Genomic DNA, 19,179 nt, shown 5'->3' on the forward strand with positions numbered 1-19,179 from the left:
ACACGGGCACTGCTCAAGTGGACAGACCTTCACCCCACCTCGGCTCGCATTGCGCTGCGCTTCATGCGACCCGATCCTCCCCCTCCAGGGGAGGATGGCGGACATCGGGGATGACGCGAAGTTGAAACTGGCGGAAACGCAACAGCACTGGCACGGTTGCCCAATTGCCCGCACAATCGTTGGGCACTGACCACTGCACGCTAAAAGCCATTTTGAACGATAAGAACCTGGCCGGGAACGCCGATGTTCAAGACGCTGCTCACCGCGGGCCTGCTGCTCTCGCTGCCGACGCTGGCTGTCGCCGCCGACATCACCGGCGTGCCGAAGATCCGCGACGGCGACCAGCTCATGATCGGCAGCGTCCGCATCCGGCTCGCAGGCGTCGACGCGCCGTCGACCGACCAGCTCTGCCTCAACACCAAGGGCGAGCGCTGGACCTGCGGCGTCGCGGCGCGCGACGAGCTGATCAAGCATGCCGGCAGCAAGAGCTGGACCTGCCACGCCCGCTCGGTCGATCGTCGCGGCCGCACCATCGCGCGCTGCGAGGTCGACGGCGAGGACATCCAGAAATGGCTGGTCGCGAGCGGCTGGGCGCTGGCCTACACCCGCGCCTCGCATGACTACGAAGCCGACGAGAAGGCCGCGCGTGAGGCAAAAGCCGGGATGTGGCAGGGCGCCTTCATCGCGCCGTGGGACTGGCGGGTGCGCAACAAGAAGACCACCGTGCTCGGCGCGGTGAAGCCGCCGGATGGCGCCAATGCGATCCTGCTCGCCTCGGCCTCCGGCCCGGTGGCGCCGTCACCCGACTGCACCATCAAGGGCAACGTCAACCGCTCCGGTGAATGCATCTTTCACCAGCGGACCAGCCGCTGGTACGCCAAGATCGAAATGAAGATCAGCAAGGGCACGCGCTGGTTCTGCTCGGTCGAGGAGGCCGAGGCAGCCGGCTGCCGCGAGACGCGGCGCTAGTCGGAAGTGCGATTGAGTTGTAGCCTCATCGGCACCGCTTGCGACGCTCTTTATGAGGAGAAAGCCCCCATCCGGATTGCATCTTCGATGCAATCCGACCTAAGAGCGAGCTTCGCTCGTCTCGACCCCCGCAAGCGGGAGAGGTGAAGGACCACGGCATGACCGATGTCGAGATCGATCCGCCTTCCGTGCGCCGGCGCAGCCGCCTCAGGCAAGCGCAGATGGCATTGCTGCTCGTCCTGGCGATCTACCTGATCGCAGCCTATCTGCTGCTGCCGGCACTGTGGACGCATTACGAGCATCAGAAGGGCCTCGCCAATCTGCCGATGGTGACGCGCACCGCGCAGGGCATTCCCGGCGATCCGATGAATGTCGGGCTGATCGGCGACAAGAGGGATGTGGTCTGCGCGATGCACGAGGCCGGCTGGTTTCCGGCCGATCCGGTGACGCTGAAATCCTCGATCGAGATCGTGGGCAGCGTGCTGCTCGATCGTCCCTACAAGGATGCGCCGGTGAGCAACCTGTTCTATCTCGACCGCCGCGAGGATCTCGCCTTCGAGCGGCCGGTCGGATCGAGCGCGGACCGCCGCAACCATGTCCGGTTCTGGAAAGTGCTCGACCAGGGCGAGGAGAAACGCCCGGTGTGGCTGGGCGCTGCGACGCTCGACCGCAGCGTCGGCGTCAGCCACTACACCGGCGCGGTGACGCATCACATCGCGGCCGACCTCGACGCCGAACGCGCGCTGCTCGCCACTGACCTCGAGTCCGCCGGCATGGTCACCGCGAAATATCAGGTCACCGGCATCGGCCCGACCTTCAACGGCCGCAATGGCGGCGGCGATCCCTATTACACCGACGGCGAAATCTGGGTGCTGCTGCTGGTCGAGGCCTGCCGCAAGAACAACGGCACCGTCGAGCAGCTCCCGAGCCCCGCCGCGACCGAGTTGAAGGACCAGATCTGGCGCGCGGTCGTCGAATCGATCGGCAAATAGCATTGTGTCCCGCGGTTTTGGAAACGCTGGATTGCTTCGTCCTGCTCGCAATCGAAGCCGCGATGGAATAGTCTCCGCGCTTGACCCCTCACACGCATGATTTGCGCGCTTTATCCAAAAGGAACAGGACGATGACCGTTCGCGCGGGCCGGGAATTTCTGGCCATCCCCGGGCCCACCACGATGCCCGATCAGGTGCTGCAGGCAATGCACCGCCCGGCGCTCGACATCTACTCCAACGAGATGGTCGAACTGACTGAGAGCCTGCTGCGCGACCTCTCGAGGCTGTTCGCCACCCAGGGCAAGTCCTACATCTACATCTCCAACGGCCACGGCGCGTGGGAGGCGACGCTCTCCAACGTGCTGTCGCGCGGCGACAAGGTGCTGGTGCTGGAGAGCGGGCGCTTCGCGATCGGGTGGGGCCAGGCTGCGGCCGCGATGGGCGCCGAGGTCGAGGTGCTGAAGGGCGACTGGCGCCGCGCGATCCGTCCGGCCGAGGTCGAGGCGCGGCTGCGGCGCGACAAGGAGCACACGATCAAGGCGATCCTGGTGGTACAGGTCGACACCGCGTCCGGCGCCTATAACGACATCGAGGCAATCGGCAAGGCGATCAAGGCCGCCGGCCATCCCGCATTGTACATGGTCGACACCGTGGCCTCGCTCGGCTGCATGCCGTTCGAGATGGACAAATGGTATGTCGACGTCGCGATGTCGGGCTCGCAGAAGGGCCTGATGACACCGCCCGGCCTCGGCTTCGTCGCCGCCAATGACCGCGCCTGGGACGCCCACAAGAAGGCCGATCTGCGCACGCCCTATTGGGACTGGACCGAGCGCGAGGGCTCGGAGCACTACCGCAAATATGCCGGCACCGCGCCGGTGCATCTGCTGTTCGCGCTGCGCGAGGCGATCAACATGCTGCACGCCGAAGGCCTGGAGAATGCCTTTGAGCGGCATCGCCTGCTCGGCGAAGCGGTGCGCCGCGCGGTCGCGGTCTGGGGTGAAGGACAGGTGCTCGGCTTCAACATCGCCGAGCCCGCCGAGCGTTCCAACACCGTGACGACGGTGACCGTGAAGGGCGCCGACCCCGCCGCGATCCAGCGCTACGCCAAGGAGAAATGCGGCGTCGTGCTCGGCACCGGCATCGGCGATTTGCAGGGCCAGGCCTTCCGCATCGCGCATATGGGCCACGTCAACGCCCCGATGATTCTCGGCACCCTCGGCGTCGTCGAGGTCGCGCTGACAGCGCTGAACATCCCGCACGGCAAGGCAGGCGCCGACGCCGCCATCCAGTGGCTCGGCGAGAACGTGAAGGCGTAGCTTGAGCCGGTCTGAGGCTTTAACCCGTCATCCTGAGGAGCCCGCCAAAGTCGGGCGTCTCGAAGGATCGACGGCCGCGCTCCCGCCGTGATCGAATCGGAGTGCGCGGAAGTAGCCGGGCCGTCGATCCTTCGAGGCTCGCTCCGCTCGCATCTCAGGATGACGGAAGAGTGGTCGGGGAATAACGCAACGAAGAGGTGCCACGACTTTTTGACGGGGCACGAGCACTTTTCGTCGTCATCATTTTCCGCTTTACTGCCGGCAACAGCCGGGCACGGATCCCTGCGACACAACAAAATGGAGGGACCGCTTGGCATCGGTGGAATTGCGCGGCCTGGTCAAGCGGTTTGGATCGTTTGTCGCGGTTGATGATGTTTCGCTCACGATCGATCATGGCCAGCTGGTCTGCCTGCTCGGGCCGTCCGGCTGCGGCAAGACCACCACGCTGCGGCTGATCGCCGGGTTCCTCGAACCATCCGACGGCGAGATCCGCGTCGGCGAGCGCGTGGTGTCATCGAAGGCGCGCACGCTGCCGCCCGAGCAGCGCAACATGTCGATGATCTTCCAGAGCTACGCGCTGTGGCCGCATATGACGGTGGCGGAGAACATCGTCTACGGCCTGCGCTTGCGCAAAATGGATCGCGAGACCATCGCCAAGAAGCTCGCCGCGATCCTGGCCACCACCAAGCTGGAACCACTGGCGCAGCGCTATCCGGGCGAGCTTTCCGGCGGCCAGCAGCAACGCGTCGCGCTGGCGCGCGCGCTGATCGTCGGTCCCGAGACGCTGCTGCTCGACGAACCGCTGTCGAATCTCGACGCCAATCTGCGCGAGGAGATGCGATTCGAGATCCGCCGTCTGCACGACGAATATCGCTACACCACCGTCTATGTCACCCACGACCAGTCCGAGGCGATGACGACCGCCGATCTGATCGCGGTGATGAATGCCGGCAAGATCGACCAGCTCGGCGCGCCTGAGGACATCTATGCGCGGCCGGAATCGGAATTCGTCGCGCGCTTCATCGGCGCCGCCAACGTGATCAAGGGCACCGCGCGCGATGCGAACCACGTGGAGTTCGCCGGCGCAACGCTCGAGGTGGTCGGCGCCACGCTGACGACCGGCCAGAGTGCGCCGGTCGCGATCCGCCAGCACGAGATCCAGCTCGCGACGCAACCGCCCGCGGCAGCGCAGAACACGCTCAAAGCCATCGTGACGCGGCAGGTCTATCTCGGCATGAATCGCGACTACATGCTGGAGACCGCTGACGGCACGGCGCTGCGGGTGACCACGCCGACCGAAACCGCAGTCGAGAAGGGCAGCGAGGTCTGGCTGACCCTGCCGCCCGCGCGCTGCCGGGCGCTCAGCCGATAACAACGAGTAACGGAGCGAGCGATGCGGAAGCCGATTTCCAGACGCGATGTCCTGAAAGGCTCTGCGGCGCTTGCGGTCGGCACGGTGTTCGCGTCACCGGCACGCGCTGCCGCGCCCGAGCCGGTCGCAATCACGCCCGATCTCGTCGCCGCCGCGACCAAGGAAGGCAAGCTTGTGTTCTATTCGTCGATGGACCTGCCGGTCGGCGAAAAGCTCGGCAAGGCGTTCGAGGCCGCCTATCCCGGCATCACCGTGCAGATCGAACGCTCAGGCTCGGAGCGGCTGTTTCAGCGCGTGGCGCAGGAATTCGATTCCAACATCCACGCCGCCGACGTCGTCAACAGCGCCGATGCCTCGCATTTCATCCCCTGGAAGAAGAGCGGTTGGCTGATGCCGTTCGTGCCCGAAGACGTCGCGAAGCATTTTCCCGACAATTACCGCGACCCCGACGGCATGGCCGTGACCACGCGGCTGTGGCTGTCGTCGATCGCCTACAACACCAATCTGGTGAAGGCGGAGAACGCGCCGAAGAGCTTTGCCGACCTGCTCGATCCCAAGTGGATGGGCAAGATGGTGAAGGGTCATCCGGCCTACAGCGGCACCATCATGACCACCACATTCCAGATCGTGCGCGAGCTCGGCTGGCCTTACCTCGAAAAGCTCGCAAAACAGCGTGTGATGCAGGTGCAGTCCTCGACCGATCCGCCGAAGAAGCTCTCGCTCGGCGAGCGCGCCGTGATGGCCGATGGCAATGAATATGGCATCGTGCTCCTGAAGGAAGCCGGGCAACCGGTCGAGCCGGTCTATCCGGCCGAAGGCACGCCGACGATCTCGGGTCTCACCGGCATCTTCGCCGGCGCGCCGCATCCGAACGCCGCAAAGCTGTTCCAGGCCTGGCTGCACAGCCGCGCGACCCAGCAATTCTTCGTCGACTTCACCGGCCAATATTCGCTGCACGCCCAGGTGCAGCCGAAGGCCGGCCGGCGCAAGCTTTCCGACATCAAGCTGATGAAAGAGGACCCGGCGGGGGTGGAGGCGATGACCGAAGAGATCAAGACGCGCTATGCGCGCTTGTTCAGGGTTTGAGCGATGAAGGTCGCCGTGCACGCTTTCTTGCCTCGCCCCGCTTGCGGGGAGAGGCCGACGCGCATCGCAAGATGCGCGGCGGGTGAGGGGGACTCTCCGCGCATTCGGTGTCTGCGGAGGCAGCCCCTCACACCACCCCTCCAAGAGCAAGCTTCGCTTGTCTCGACCCCGCAAGAGCGGGGCGAGGGAGTCGAAACAGCTTGCAGCGTGTCAACATGACAACAACCGCCTCCCCCGCCGCAAAGCCCCGCATCGACTGGACACGCCCCGTGCTGTGGCTGTTCGCGGCGCTGCTCATCCTGCTGATCCTGCTGCCGCTGTCGTGGCTCGCGGTGTTTGCCTTCACCGACAAGAGCCGGCATCCGACGCTGCAAAACTTCGTCACGCTGTTCAGCAACCCGGATTTCCTCGATCCGCTGCTGACGACTGCGATCATCGCGACCACGTCGGCGCTGATCTGCTGCGTCGTCGCGGCGCCGATCAGCTGGCTGGTGTCGCGCACCGACATGCCGGGGCGGCAGACCATTCGTGCCTTGGTGACGGCCTCGTTCGTGACGCCGCCGTTCCTCGGCGCGGTCGCCTGGGAGTTGCTGGCGGCGCCGAATTCGGGACTGTTGAACCAGCTCTACCGGCTGTTCGCCGGCGAGGATGCCGACGCGCTGTTCAACATCTATTCGATGACCGGGATCATCTTCGTGATCTCCTGCTACACGTTTCCGTTCGTGTTCGTGCTGGTGGCCAATGCGCTCGACACCATGCCGGGCGAGCTGGAAGATGCGTCGGCGATCCTCGGCGGCAATGCCTGGACCACGGCGCGGCGGGTGACGATCCCGCTCGCGCTGCCCGCGCTGGTCGCGGGCGCCCTGATCGCGTTCCTGCAGGCGATGACGCTGTTCGGCTCGCCGGCGATCCTGGCGCTGCCCGCCGGCTTCCACACCATGACGACCAAGATCTGGAGCCTATTCCAGTATCCGCCGAAGCTCGAGCTCGCCGCCGCCGCCGCGGTGCCGCTGCTGGTGCTGACGATCCTGCTGCTGCAGGGCCAGAAGGCGCTGCTCGGCCGCCGCGGCTATTCGGTGATCGGCGGCAAATATGGCGCGCCGCGCCGGGTCGAGTTGCGCGGCTGGCGCTGGGCCGCGCTCGGCTTCTGCCTCTTGGTGCTGCTCAACCCGGTGTTCCTGCCTTACCTCGCGCTGCTCAACGCCGCGTTCTCGCCGAACGCGACCACGCTGGTGACGCCGTCGACGGCGACGCTGCACAACATCGTCTTCGTATTCACCGAGCTGTCGTCGACCCAGCTCGCGCTCAAGAACACCGTGATCCTCGGCACCGCGACCGCGACGATCGGCACCATCCTCGCGCTCGTCATCGCCTATGTCACGACGCGCAAGGTGATCGCGGGCCACCGCGTGCTCGGCTTCCTCGCCACCGCGCCGGTCGCGGTCCCCGGCATCGTGCTCGGCGTCGGCCTGTTCCTGAGCTACACGCGGCCGCCCTTCGTGCTCTACGGCACGCTGTGGATCCTGCTGCTGGCGTTCCTCACCATCAATTTGCCGTCCGCCTATCAGCAATTGCAGGCGGCGTTCGCGACGATCCATCCCGAGCTCGAGGAGGCAAGCCGCATCCTCGGCGCGACCCGGCTGCAGGCGCTGCGCCAGATCACCGCGCCGCTGTTGCGCACCGGCGTGATCGCGACCTGGTGCTTCATCTTCATCGGCGTGATGCGGGAACTGTCGGCGGCGATCGTGCTGTTCACCTCGCAGACCAAGGTGCTCTCGGTCCTGATCTACGACCTCAACGAAGGCGGCGACCTCGCCGCGATCGCGGTGCTCGGCATCGCGATGCTGGTGATCACCTTCGCCGTGGTGCTGGCGGTGAACCGGATTCCGATGTCCGGCGGCAATGCCGGCGCGCGGCTGCGGAACGGGTAGTTCGCCCTAACCACGTCGTCATTGCGAGGAGCGAAGCGACGAAGCAATCCATTCTATCCCTTCGGGGAACGATGGATTGCTTCGCTTCGCTCGCAATGACGAGGCAACCAAGGATGCCCGCCCCATCTGGCAATCGCCACATTCATCCCGATATAGAGCGGAACCCCGCACCATGAGGATCGTGTGACCAAATCCGCCACCACAACATCGCCCCCGGTCGCGCCGCGCCGGCCGCATTCCTTCACCACCCACGGCATCACGGTGACCGACGACTATGCGTGGATCAAGGATCCGAAATGGCAGGAGGTGCTGCGCGATCCCTCGATCCTCGATCCCGACATCCGGGCCTATCTCGAAGCCGAGAACGGTTACACCGAGAGCCTGCTCGGCCATACCGACGTGTTGCAGAAGCGGCTGGTCAAGGAGATGCGCGGGCGGATCAAGGAGGACGATTCCAGCGTGCCGTCGCCGGACGGCCCGTTCGCCTATTTCCGCAAGTTCCGCGAGGGCGGCCAGCACGAGCTGTACTGCCGCACGCCGCGCGACGGCGGCGACGCCCATGTCGTGCTCGACGGCGACGCGCTGGCGAAGGACCACAAATATTTCAAGTTCGGCGGCAGCCGGCATTCCAACGATCACCGCCTGCACGCCTGGAGCGCCGACACCAAGGGCTCCGAATATTTCTCGATCCGGGTGCGCGACTGGGCCACCGGCGGCGATCTCGACGACCTCGTCGAGGAGACCGACGGCGGCGTGGTCTGGGCCGCGGATTCCAAAAGCTTCTTCTACGTCAAGCTCGACGACAATCACCGGCCGATGCAGGTGTGGCGGCACAAGCTCGGCACCAAACAGGCCGACGACACGCTGATCTATGAGGAGCAGGATTCCGGCTGGTTCACCCACCTGCACGAGAGCGCGAGCGGCCGCTTCTGCGTGATCGCGGGCGGCGACCATGAGACCTCGGAACAGCGGCTGATCGATCTCTCCAGTCCCGACGCGCCGCCGCGGCTGGTCGCGGCACGCGAGGAAGGCGTGCAATATTCGATCGCCGACCGCGGCGACGAGCTGTTCATCCTCACCAACGCCGACGACGCCATCGACTTCAAGGTCGTCACCGCGCCGCTCACCGCGCCCGAGCGCAGCAACTGGCGCGACCTGATCCCGTATCGCGAAGGCGTCTATGTGCTCGACGTCGAGCTCTATGCCGGCCACATGGTGCGGCTGGAGCGTGCCAATGCGCTGCCGGCGATTATCATCCACGACCTCAACAGCGGCGAAGAGCACGCGATCGCCTTCGACGAGGCGGCCTATTCGCTTGACACCATGGGCGGCTACGAGTTCGACACCACCAACTTGCGTTTTGCCTATTCGTCGATGACGACGCCGTCGGAAGTCTATGACTACGACATGGCGACGCGGACGCGGGTGCTGCGCAAGCGCCAGGAGATCCCGTCCGGCCACAACCCGGCCGACTACGTCACCACCCGCATCATGGCGACCTCGCATGACGGCGCGCAAGTGCCGGTCTCGATCCTGCATCGCAAGGATTTTGTCCGCGACGGCAAGGCGCCGCTCTTGCTCTATGGCTACGGCTCCTACGGCATGGCGATGCCGGCCTCGTTTGCCGCCAACCGGCTGTCGATGGTCGACCGCGGCTTTGTCTATGCGATCGCGCATATCCGTGGCGGCGCCGACAAGGGCTGGGGCTGGTATCTCGACGGCAAGCGCGAGAAGAAGACCAACACGTTCGACGATTTCGCCTCCGCCGGGCGTGCGCTGATCGAGACGAAATACACCGGTGAGAAGCGCATCGTCGGCCATGGCGGCTCGGCGGGCGGCATGCTGATGGGCGCGGTGGCCAACCGCGCCGGCGAGCTGTTCGCCGGCATCGTCGCCGAAGTGCCGTTCGTCGACGTGCTCAACACCATGCTCGACGACACGCTGCCGCTGACGCCGCCGGAATGGCCGGAATGGGGCAATCCGATCGAGAGCGAGAAGGATTTCCGCACCATCCTGTCCTATTCGCCCTACGACAATGTCGCGGCCAAGGACTATCCGGCGATCCTGGCGATGGGCGGGCTCACCGATCCGCGCGTCACCTATTGGGAGCCGGCGAAATGGATCGCGCGGCTGCGCGCCACCATGCGCGGCGGCGGCCCGGTGCTGCTGCGCACCAACATGGGCGCCGGCCACGGCGGCGCCTCCGGCCGCTTCAACCGCCTCGACGAGGTCGCGATCGTCTATGCGTTCGCGCTGTGGGCGGTCGGGATGGCTGACAAGGCGGAGGTGTAGGGTGCCGGTTGGCTTGCGCGGTCCCCTCCCCATCGTCGTCCCGGCGAAGGCCGGGACCCATACCGCGTGATCTATCGAGCAAGGCAGTCACAGTACCACGGCACACAACGCAACTGCCAGTCTTCGCCAAACTCCTCCCTGTGGTTATGGGTCCCTGCTTTCGCCGGGACGACGGCGGGATGTATGGCGATCGCTTATCAAGGACGACGGCGGAGAGTGAGGCGCTACCGCCCCTTCGCCTTCCGCCACGTCGCAAAATCCTTCAGCGTCTGTTCGTCGGTCGCAGGATAGAGCCCGAAGATGCCGCGGCCGCTCTGGACCTGCTCGGTGACGAAATCCTCGAACGCGGTCATCTCGAACGTCTCGTCGGCGATCTCGTCGGCGAGATGCGCCGGGATCACGATGACGCCGTCGCTGTCGCCGAGGATGACGTCGCCGGGAAACACCGGCGCATCGCCGCAGCCGATCGGAACGTTGATCTCGATCGCCTGATGCAGCGTGAGGTTGGTCGGCGCGCTCGGGCGATGATGAAAGGCCGGGAAGCCGAGCCGCGCGATCTCGGCCGAATCCCGGAAGCCGCCGTCGGTGACAACGCCGGCGCAGCCACGCTTCATCAGCCGCGTCACCAGGATCGCGCCGGCCGACGCGGCGCGCGCATCCTTGCGGCTGTCCATCACCAGCACCGCGCCCACGGGGCACTCCTCGATCGCCTTGCGCTGCGGATGCGCGCGATCGCGGAACACCTCGATCTTGTTGAGGTCCTCGCGCGCCGGCATGTAGCGCAGCGTGAAGGCCTCGCCGACCATGGTCGGCTGATCCGGGCCCAGGGGATGAACATCCTGGATCATCTGGATGCGGAAACCGCGCTTGAACAGCGCGGTCGCGACCGTCGCGGTGGAGACGGATTTCAGCTTGTTGCGGGTGGTGTCGCTGAGTTTTGACATGATGATTTTTCCGATTGTCATTCCGGGGCGGGCGCTACAGCGACCGAACCCGGAATCTCGAGGTTCCGGGTTCGATGCTGCGCATCGCCCCGGAACGACAGTGATCAATAAATCGACGGCTCGCCAACCGGCTTGCCAAAGCCGGTCTCGAGGAAATCGAAGTCGCAGCCCTCATTGGCCTGCTTGATGTGCTTCGAGAACATCCAGCCGTACCCGCGCTCGAAGCGCAGCTCCGGCGGCGTCCATTCGGCGCGGCGCCTGGCGAGCTCGGCCTCCGGCACATCAAGATTGATGGTGCGCGCGGCGACGTCGAGCGTGATGCGGTCGCCGTTCTTCACCAGCGCCAGCGGGCCGCCGATATAGGATTCCGGCGAGACGTGCAGGATGCAGGCGCCGTAGCTGGTGCCGCTCATCCGCGCGTCCGACAGCCGCACCATGTCGCGCACGCCCTGCTTCACCAGCTTGGTCGGGATCGGCAGCATGCCCCATTCCGGCATGCCCGGCCCGCCCTGCGGACCGGCATTGCGCAGGATCAGCACGTGATCGGCCGTGACGTCGAGATCGGGATCATCGACCGCCTTCTTCATCGACGGATAGTCGTCGAACACCAGCGCAGGCCCGGTGTGCTTGAGGAAACGCGGATCGCAGGCGCTTGGCTTGATGACGCAGCCGTCGGGCGCGAGATTGCCCTTCAACACCGCGAGCGCGCCCTCCTTGTAGATCGGGTTGTCGACGGTGCGGATGACGTCGTCATTGTGCACCTCGGCGCCATCGATGTTCTCGCCGAGCGTCCTGCCTGACACGGTCATGCAGTCGAGATGCAGATGCGGCTTGATGCGGTTCATCAGGCCGGGCAGCCCGCCGGCATAGAAGAAATCCTCCATCAGATAGAGGTCGCCGCTCGGCCGCACATTGGCGATGACAGGCACCTTGCGGCTCGCTTTCTCGAAATCGTCCAGCGAAATGTCCTGGCCGGCGCGGCGCGCCTGCGCGATGAGGTGAATAATGGCGTTGGTCGAGCAGCCCATCGCCATCGCGACCGTGATCGCGTTCTCGAAGGCCTTGCGGGTCTGGATCTTCTGCGGCGTGAGATCCTCCCACACCATCTCGACGATGCGGCGGCCGGCCTCCGAGCTCATGCGGATGTGGTTGGCGTCGGCCGCGGGGATGGACGAGGCGCCCGGCAGCGTCATGCCGATGGCTTCCGCGATCGCGGTCATCGTCGAGGCCGTGCCCATGGTCATGCAGGTGCCGTAGCTGCGGGCGATGCCGGCCTCCATGTCGACCCAGTCCCTGTCGGAGATCTTGCCGGCGCGGCGCTCGTCCCAGTATTTCCAGGCGTCCGAGCCGGAGCCGAGCGTGCGGCCCTTCCAGTTGCCGCGCAGCATCGGTCCGGCGGGCAGGTAGATCGCCGGCAGGTTCATGCTGGTGGCCCCGAGCAGCAGGCCGGGCGTGGTCTTGTCGCAGCCGCCCATCAGCACCACGCCGTCGACCGGATGGCCGCGCAGCAGTTCCTCGGCGTCCATCGCCAGCATGTTGCGGTAGAGCATCGTGGTCGGCTTCAACAGGGATTCCGACAGCGACAGCGCCGGCAGCTCGAGCGGAAAACCGCCGGCCATCAGCACGCCGCGCTTGACGTCGTCGACCCGGCTCTTGAAATGCATGTGGCAGGGCTGCGCATCCGACCAGGTGTTGATGATCGCGATCACCGGCCGGTCGCGCCACTCCTCCGGCGCGTAACCCATCTGCATCGCCCGCGATCTGTGGCCGAAGGCGCGCAAATCATCGGGCGCAAACCAGCGCGCGCTGCGCAATTGATCAGGGGTCTTCTTCGTCATCGGCATGGGTCTCGACATTGCTCGCACGCGCGCGGTTCCGGCGCGCTTGCCCTGCGTCAGGCATACACTCGATTTTCAGACATGTCGTCCCGCCCCCGGCGCAGACGTGCCGTTCGCTGAACGTGCGCCGCACACGCTCCGCAATGTGGCAATCGGAACGTAAACCGGCCCTAGGTTATTTTTGCTGCGCCGTCATCACGATGCGGACCAGATCGGCGGCGTTGCGCGCGCCGAGCTTCTTCATGATGTTGGCGCGGTGATCCTCGATCGTGCGCGGACTGATCCCGAGGTGGCGCCCGGCTTCCTTGTTGGAGGCGCCCGCGGTGAACTGCTCGAGCACCTCGCGCTCGCGGCGGGTCAGCGGCTCGCGACCCGGGAAGTGCAGCGCGGCGATCCGCGACGCGGAGGTCTCGGCCTGGCGCCTGGTGTAGGCGTCGATCGCCTCGTTCAGACGGCTCACGATCTCGTTGCCGCGGAACGGCTTCTCGATGAAGTCGAGCGCGCCGTTCTTGATGGCACTGACCGCCATCGCGATGTCACCCTGACCGGAGATCATGAAGATCGGCGCCGGATAATCCTCGCCATGCAGCTCTCTCAGGATATCGAGGCCGGATTTGCCGGGGATATGCACGTCGAGCAGGATGCAGGCTGGCGTCCTGCTGCGCGCCACCGCGAGCAACGCCGCGCCGTCCGCAAAGCAGATCACTTTGTAACCAGCGGTCGACAGGACCACTGAAAGCGTCTCGCGAACGGCAGGATCGTCGTCGACTACAAAGATTTCCCCGCGCGGAGCGCCATTTTCAACCATATGCATCGTCCATCAGTGGTGAAGCGTGCTGCCCTGACCGCACAAGAACTAACTCGACCATCTCGATCAATGGACCCGTATTTGTACGGGACGTCCGCTTAACGCACAAGTAGCACCGCGTTCCCTAAAAGTGGGGGGCAGTGGAGAAACATGCATGGAAAATGCAGCGTCGGACCGCGTTGCAGCGCGCTTGGACGAGGGCCATGATCCCTACGGTCTGATCGTGACGGACCTGGTCGCGCTGATTGGCCATGTCCAGGCGAGCCTGCGGCTGATCGAAGCGGCGATCGCGCGCGAGGCCGTGCTGGCCGCGCGGCAGGCCGACGTCGACACCGTCGTTCTCGACGACGTTACCCCGCGCTATCTCACAGCATCCACCGCCCTGAAGACATGCGATGCCGGCCTCGGCACGACGCTCGACCGCCTGCGCGATTCCGGGGCAGCAGCGCGTCTGCTGAACTGACCCGCCGCCACCGACGGGTTCGGCCCAATCACCTCGATTGTCCCGACGACGCCCAACCCATCAGGCGACGATCCGTTCCACGCATCGTCCGGATTGGCCGCGGGCCTTGCCCGCCCGGTCGGATAGGCCTTCTTGACGTCAGGCCCTGGCCCGCTCTTCGTCCGCGGCCGATCGGCGTTTGCTCGGCTTGCCCTTGAGGAAACTGACGTCCATTTCGGTGCCGTTGACGCGGACCAGTTCGCAACGGCGATAGGCAAGTCCGGTCGAGGACAGCAGGAGGAAAAACTCCTTCAGGTTGAGCCCCTGAATGGAACCTTCGACCGTCAGCGAGGCATCGGTGTCGGAGATGGCATTGAGCTGGCAGTCGCGCCGCCAGGTGCCGTCGATGGCCATGATGCAGACATCGACACCCCGGCTGAAGGTGACCCGCTCAATGGATTTGCCGTCCTCGGTCATCGCTCAATATCCGACCGCCATGGCAGGCTTCGGCATGGCGAGCCCGCCCCGCACCCCGCTCGGCCGGTACAGACCGCGCCGCTCGGGAATCGGCTTGAACGTGTCGGTCAGGCCGACCACGGTTTCGGCGGCGCCCAGCACCAGGAAGCCGTCGGCCTCCATCAACCGGGCGAGACGGTTGAAGATGTTGATCTTGGTGTCCTGATCGAAATAGATCAGCACGTTGCGGCAGAAGATCACGTCGAACGTGCCGAGCTGGGAGAAATCGTGCAGCAGATTGAGCTGGCGGTGCTGGACCATCGCGCGCAACTCGGGATTGACCTGCCAGAACTCACCCGACTGCTTGAAGTACTTGACCAGCATCTGGATCGGCAGTCCGCGCTGCACCTCGAACTGGCTGTAGATGCCGGCCTTCGACTTCTCCAACACCTCCTGCGACAGATCGGTCGCGATGATCTCGACGCGCCATCCGGCAAGCGCCGCGCCCATTTCCTTCAGGCACATCGCCAGCGAATAGGGCTCCTGGCCGGTCGAGCCGGCGGCGCACCAGATCCGGACGCTGCGGCGCGCGGCGCGTGCCTTCAGCACCTCCGGCATGATGGTATCGCGGAAGTGCTCGAACGGCACCTTGTCGCGGAAGAAGAACGTCTCGTTGGTGGTCATGGACTCGACCACTTGGACGGTGTGCGTGGACGAGCCCGCCTTGATCTTGGCGACAAGGTCGGGAATGCCGGACAGGCCGCTTTTGCGCGCCAGCGGCAGCAGGCGGCTCTCGATCAGATATTGCTTGTCCGCGGACAGATCGAGACCGGACTGGTCCTTCAGGAGCTTACGCAGATACTCGTAGTCGGGGGGCGTCACGGGAGCCTCACAAGGGACTGAATGGTGAAACTGGGTGTCAGGCTTCGGCCGACGCGTCGAGCGCCAGCAGGCCCACTTCCTGGAATTTCGCGATCACGATGTCCTTGTCGAACGGCTTCATGATGTATTCGTTGGCGCCGGCATGCAGCGCCCGCGAGATGTGGTCGATGCCGTTCTCGGTGGTGCAGAACACGACCTTGGGCTGATCGCCGCCGGGCATGCGGCGGAGCTGCACGAGGAATTCGAAGCCGTCCATGACCGGCATGTTCCAGTCGAGCAGCACCGCTTCCGGCAGCGCGCGCTTGCAGGCCTCGAGCGCGACCGCGCCGTCCTCGGCCTCGATGACGGTGAACTCCATTCCTTCCAGGATGCGGCGCGCGATCTTTCGCACCACGCCGGAATCGTCGACGACGAGACATGTCTTCATGTGTTGGCCTCCCTGTGGAATCCACCGTCTCCGCGGTGGAGTGTTACGCTGCAGCAGCTGTTTTGGGCACCAGTTCGAGCACGCGATCGATATCGAGGACGACCATGAGCTGGCCGTCGAGGCGGTGGACGCCGCCGGCGAGCTTGGCCATGCGGGGATCGAGGTTGACCGGATTGTCCTCGCGGCTGTTTTCGGAGAGCCGCAGCACTTCGCCGATCTGGTCGATCAACAGGCCGTAGGATTCGCCGCGCTGGTCGACGCCGACCGCCATCGGAGGCTTACCGTCGTCGGCCTTCGGCAGCCCGAGCCGGGCGCGCATGTCGACCACGGTGACGATGCGGCCGCGCAGATTGAGCACGCCGGCGATCTCGCTGGAGGCCAGCGGCACCCGCGTCAGCCGCTCCGGCATGAACACGTCCTGCACCCGCGAGATCGGCAGGCCGAACAGCTGCCCGCCGATCACGGCGGTGACGTATTCGGCCATCGCGCCTTCGCTGGTCTCGGTCTTGCTGGTCATCAATGAACCCTTTGTTTGAGCATGATCCGATCGGAAAACCGCTTCACACTTTTCCGGATCATGCTCTCTCCCCTCAAGCCGCGCGGCGCAGTTCGGCGGTCTGCTCTTTCAGCGCCGCGATCAGCCCGGGACGATCAAACTTGGCGACATAGTCGTGGAAGCCGGCCTGCCGGCCGCGCTCGATCGCCGCCGGCGACACCATCGCCGACAGCGCGATGATCGGCAGCTGGTTCAGATTGTGGTCGCTTCGGATGTTCTCGGCGAACTCAAAGCCGTTCATCTCGGGCATCTCGATGTCGGTCAGCACGACGTCGAAGCTCTGTCCCGAACGCAGCGCGGCGAGCCCTTCCTGCGCGCCGCCCGCGGTCCTGACCTTGTAGCCGGCGGCCTTCAAGACCGGCGCCAGCATGTTGCGGAAGAAGGCACTGTCATCGACCAGCAGCACCGACTGCGCCGAGGCCGACGGCCGCATCTCCTTGCGCGAGAACCAGTCGGCGAACGCCATCGGCAGGAAGTGGCCGACGTCGATCACCTCGGTGGCCTGGCCCTTGATCACGGCCGAGCCCAAAATGCCGTCCTGCGAACCCGCGACCTCGATGTTGAGCCGCTCCTCGACGATGTCGATGATCTCGTCGACCACGAGCCCCATCGAGCGGCCGTCGTCGGCGAACACCAGGATCGGCTGCGAGCCCTGCGACTGCACCTCGACGCCGGCCATCTGCACCAGCGGCATCAGCTGCTCGCGGTACTGCACCATGTAGCGGCCGTTCGAGAGCTCGATCTTGTCGGTTGCGATCTCCTCCAGCCGGGTGACGAGGCCGAGCGGCACCGCCTTGGGCTGCGAGGAGCCGGCGCGGAACACCAGCAGCGAGGTCAGCTGCTCGCCGCTTGCGGCGTGGGCGTTCGCATTGTCGTCGGCGAGGTCATGGGCCGAGGAGCCGGACGCGCCGAGGGCTTTTGCAATCCCGTTGGGGTCGATGATCATGATGACGGCGCCATCGCCAAGGATGGTGTTGCCGGAGAACATGTCGATGTGCCGCAGCTTGGTCGACATCGGCTTGACCACGATCTCCTCGGTGTGGAACACGCCGTCGACCACGATGCCGAAGGTCTGGCTGCCCACCTGAGTGACCACGATGAAGCCATTCTCGGCATCCGTGGTCGTCGCGCCGTCGTCGATCTTCAAGAGCTTCTTGAGGTGGATCAGCGGCAGCAGCTTGTTGCGCAGGCGCAGCACTGCGGTGTCCTTGATCCGCTCGATGCGGTGCTCGGAGTTGGCGCGGGCCCGCACCAGCTCGACGACAGACAATTGAGGAATCGCAAAGCGGTCGCCGCCGGCTTCCACGATCAAAGCGGAGACGATCGCCAAGGTCAGCGGGATCTTGATGGTGACCGAGGCGCCCTCGCCGGCCACGCTCTTGATGTCGATGGTGCCGCCGATCTGGTCGATATTGGTGCGCACCACGTCCATGCCGACGCCGCGGCCGGACACCGAAGTCACTTGCGCGGCGGTCGAGAAGCCCGGCGCGAAGATGAACTTGTGGATCTGGGCCTCGGTCATCTTCTCGAGCTCGGCCTCGGTGACGAGACCGTTTTGGAGCGCCTTGGCCTTGATCCGCTCGGTGTTGAGCCCGCGGCCATTGTCGGCGATGCAGATGATGATGTGGCCGCCTTCGTGGTAGGCGGAGAGGCGAATGGTGCCCTGTTCCGGCTTGCCGGCTGCGAGGCGCTCGGCGGTGGTCTCGAGCCCGTGATCGGCGGAGTTGCGCACCATGTGCGTCAGCGGATCCTTGATCAGGTCGAGCACCTGGCGGTCGAGCTCGGTGTCGGCACCGTGCATCTCGAGCTCGATCTGCTTGCCGAGCTCGCCGGAGAGATCGCGGACGATGCGCGGCAGCTTCTGCCAGGCATTGCCGATCGGCTGCATGCGCGTCTTCATGACGCCTTCCTGCAGCTCGGCGGTGACGTTGGAGAGCCGCTGCAAGGGCACCTTGAACTCGGTGTCCTCGTTGCGGCGGGAGATCTCCAGCAGCTGGTTGCGGGTCAGCACCAGCTCGGAGACCATGGTCATGAGGTGTTCGAGGGTGTCGACATTGACCCGGATCGACTGGTTGGCGATCTTGTCGCCTTCCTGGACGTCCTCAGCGGCCGCCTTGCGGGCCGGCTTCTTCACAGCCTCGGCCGGCTCGGCGGCGGGAGCCGCAGCGGCAGGCTTCGCGGCCGGCGCCGGTGCGGCGACTTCGGTCTCGGTCTCGCGGAAGGCGCGCTCGAGCTCGTCGAGCGAGACCTCGCCCGGACGCAGCGGACGCTCCAGCGTCTGCACCACCAGCGCGCCTTCGGTCATTGCCGCCTGCACCGACGGGGCTTCAACGACAGGCACATCTTCATCAGCAGCAACCGCCATCGACTGCGTCGAGCCTGACGATATCGACTGCGTCGAATCGGACATCGCCGCCATGCCGTGCTCGACCATCGCTTCCAGCTGATCGATCAGATCGCGGTCGTTGCCCTCGGGCTCGGCCTCGGTTGCCTCGAGGCCGCCGAGGATCTCCTTGATGCGGTCGATCGAGGACAGGATCAGCGTCACGGCTTCCGCCTTCACCGGCATGCCGTCGCGGAATTTGCCCATCAAGGTCTCGCCGGCATGCGCCAGCGCCTCGAGCCGCGGCAGCCCGAGGAAGCCGCAGGTGCCCTTGATGGTGTGCACAAGCCGGAAGATGTTATCCAGGATCTTCGCGTTGTTCGGATCCTGCTCGAACTGCACCAGCTGGTTGTCGACCGTATCCAGGCTCTCGCTGCTCTCCGTCAGGAACTCGCGCAACAGATCGTCCATGGATAGGTCCCCTCAAGGTGCTACGGAACGCTCGCCTTGCATCGATAACTTGGCCGGCTTCACGGCGACGTTAA

The 19,179-nt window shown here is 65.3% G+C and carries 16 protein-coding genes; 8 read left to right on the forward strand and 8 right to left on the reverse strand.

Going from position 1 to position 19,179, the window contains the following annotated elements; all coding sequences use genetic code 11:
- Nucleotides 1-243 precede the first annotated feature (243 nt).
- The 7 genes from ACVI1L_RS11970 (at nt 244) to ACVI1L_RS12000 (ending at nt 9,958) form a co-directional block, all read left to right on the forward strand.
- Nucleotides 244-969 (forward strand): thermonuclease family protein, encoded by a 726-nt coding sequence (locus ACVI1L_RS11970; protein ID WP_016845489.1) that lies wholly within the window; start codon nt 244-246, stop codon nt 967-969.
- Nucleotides 970-1,127: 158 nt separating this feature from the next.
- Nucleotides 1,128-1,961, forward strand: a complete 834-nt coding sequence (locus ACVI1L_RS11975; protein WP_456782965.1) for an LssY C-terminal domain-containing protein — start codon at nt 1,128-1,130, stop codon at nt 1,959-1,961.
- Between the two features lie 131 nt (nt 1,962-2,092).
- Nucleotides 2,093-3,277, forward strand: coding sequence for a pyridoxal-phosphate-dependent aminotransferase family protein (locus ACVI1L_RS11980; protein WP_057021087.1), 1,185 nt, complete (start codon nt 2,093-2,095; stop codon nt 3,275-3,277).
- A 319-nt stretch (nt 3,278-3,596) separates the two neighbouring features.
- On the forward strand, nt 3,597-4,649 hold the full coding sequence (locus ACVI1L_RS11985; protein WP_456785543.1) for an ABC transporter ATP-binding protein: 1,053 nt from the start codon (nt 3,597-3,599) through the stop codon (nt 4,647-4,649).
- 21 nt (nt 4,650-4,670) lie between these two features.
- On the forward strand, nt 4,671-5,735 hold the full coding sequence (locus ACVI1L_RS11990; RefSeq protein ID WP_456782966.1) for an extracellular solute-binding protein: 1,065 nt from the start codon (nt 4,671-4,673) through the stop codon (nt 5,733-5,735).
- Nucleotides 5,736-5,950: 215 nt separating this feature from the next.
- Entirely contained in the window at nt 5,951-7,666 is a 1,716-nt protein-coding gene (locus ACVI1L_RS11995; RefSeq protein ID WP_057021084.1) for an ABC transporter permease, read from the forward strand.
- Nucleotides 7,667-7,849: 183 nt separating this feature from the next.
- Nucleotides 7,850-9,958 carry a S9 family peptidase gene (locus ACVI1L_RS12000; protein WP_456782967.1) on the forward strand — a complete coding sequence of 703 codons (2,109 nt, stop codon included), beginning with the start codon at nt 7,850-7,852 and terminating at the stop codon, nt 9,956-9,958.
- Between the two features lie 224 nt (nt 9,959-10,182).
- On the opposite strand, the gene ACVI1L_RS12005 is transcribed toward ACVI1L_RS12000, so the two are convergent.
- The 3 genes from ACVI1L_RS12005 to ACVI1L_RS12015 all read right to left on the reverse strand — a co-directional run bounded on the left by ACVI1L_RS12005 (nt 10,183) and on the right by ACVI1L_RS12015 (nt 13,548).
- Entirely contained in the window at nt 10,183-10,902 is a 720-nt protein-coding gene (locus ACVI1L_RS12005; RefSeq protein ID WP_456782968.1) for a ribonuclease activity regulator RraA, read from the reverse strand.
- 104 nt (nt 10,903-11,006) lie between these two features.
- Nucleotides 11,007-12,740: an L-arabinonate dehydratase gene (araD, locus tag ACVI1L_RS12010; RefSeq protein ID WP_456782969.1), complete on the reverse strand. Its 1,734-nt coding sequence runs from the start codon at nt 12,738-12,740 to the stop codon at nt 11,007-11,009.
- A 175-nt stretch (nt 12,741-12,915) separates the two neighbouring features.
- Nucleotides 12,916-13,548 carry a response regulator transcription factor gene (locus ACVI1L_RS12015; RefSeq protein WP_018269422.1) on the reverse strand — a complete coding sequence of 211 codons (633 nt, stop codon included), beginning with the start codon at nt 13,546-13,548 and terminating at the stop codon, nt 12,916-12,918.
- Between the two features lie 154 nt (nt 13,549-13,702).
- Between ACVI1L_RS12015 and ACVI1L_RS12020 the strand changes: the two genes are divergently transcribed.
- The gene (locus tag ACVI1L_RS12020; RefSeq protein WP_229191470.1) at nt 13,703-14,011 is read left to right on the forward strand and encodes a hypothetical protein; all 309 of its coding nucleotides are present in this window, start codon (nt 13,703-13,705) and stop codon (nt 14,009-14,011) included.
- A gap of 138 nt (nt 14,012-14,149) precedes the next feature.
- Here ACVI1L_RS12020 and ACVI1L_RS12025 read toward each other — a convergent pair whose 3' ends face one another.
- The 5 genes from ACVI1L_RS12025 to ACVI1L_RS12045 all read right to left on the reverse strand — a co-directional run bounded on the left by ACVI1L_RS12025 (nt 14,150) and on the right by ACVI1L_RS12045 (nt 19,105).
- Complete coding sequence (locus tag ACVI1L_RS12025; RefSeq protein WP_076834731.1) at nt 14,150-14,467, reverse strand: pilus assembly protein PilZ; 318 nt, start codon at nt 14,465-14,467, stop codon at nt 14,150-14,152.
- Between the two features lie 3 nt (nt 14,468-14,470).
- Complete coding sequence (locus ACVI1L_RS12030) at nt 14,471-15,328, reverse strand: CheR family methyltransferase (protein WP_456782970.1); 858 nt, start codon at nt 15,326-15,328, stop codon at nt 14,471-14,473.
- Nucleotides 15,329-15,365: 37 nt separating this feature from the next.
- Nucleotides 15,366-15,755 (reverse strand): response regulator, encoded by a 390-nt coding sequence (locus ACVI1L_RS12035; RefSeq protein ID WP_137484161.1) that lies wholly within the window; start codon nt 15,753-15,755, stop codon nt 15,366-15,368.
- 43 nt (nt 15,756-15,798) lie between these two features.
- Nucleotides 15,799-16,272 carry a chemotaxis protein CheW gene (locus ACVI1L_RS12040; protein ID WP_253588546.1) on the reverse strand — a complete coding sequence of 158 codons (474 nt, stop codon included), beginning with the start codon at nt 16,270-16,272 and terminating at the stop codon, nt 15,799-15,801.
- Nucleotides 16,273-16,345: 73 nt separating this feature from the next.
- Nucleotides 16,346-19,105 (reverse strand): hybrid sensor histidine kinase/response regulator, encoded by a 2,760-nt coding sequence (locus ACVI1L_RS12045; protein WP_456782272.1) that lies wholly within the window; start codon nt 19,103-19,105, stop codon nt 16,346-16,348.
- Nucleotides 19,106-19,179: the final 74 nt, after the last annotated feature.

This window comes from Bradyrhizobium sp. USDA 4516 (genome assembly GCF_054055915.1).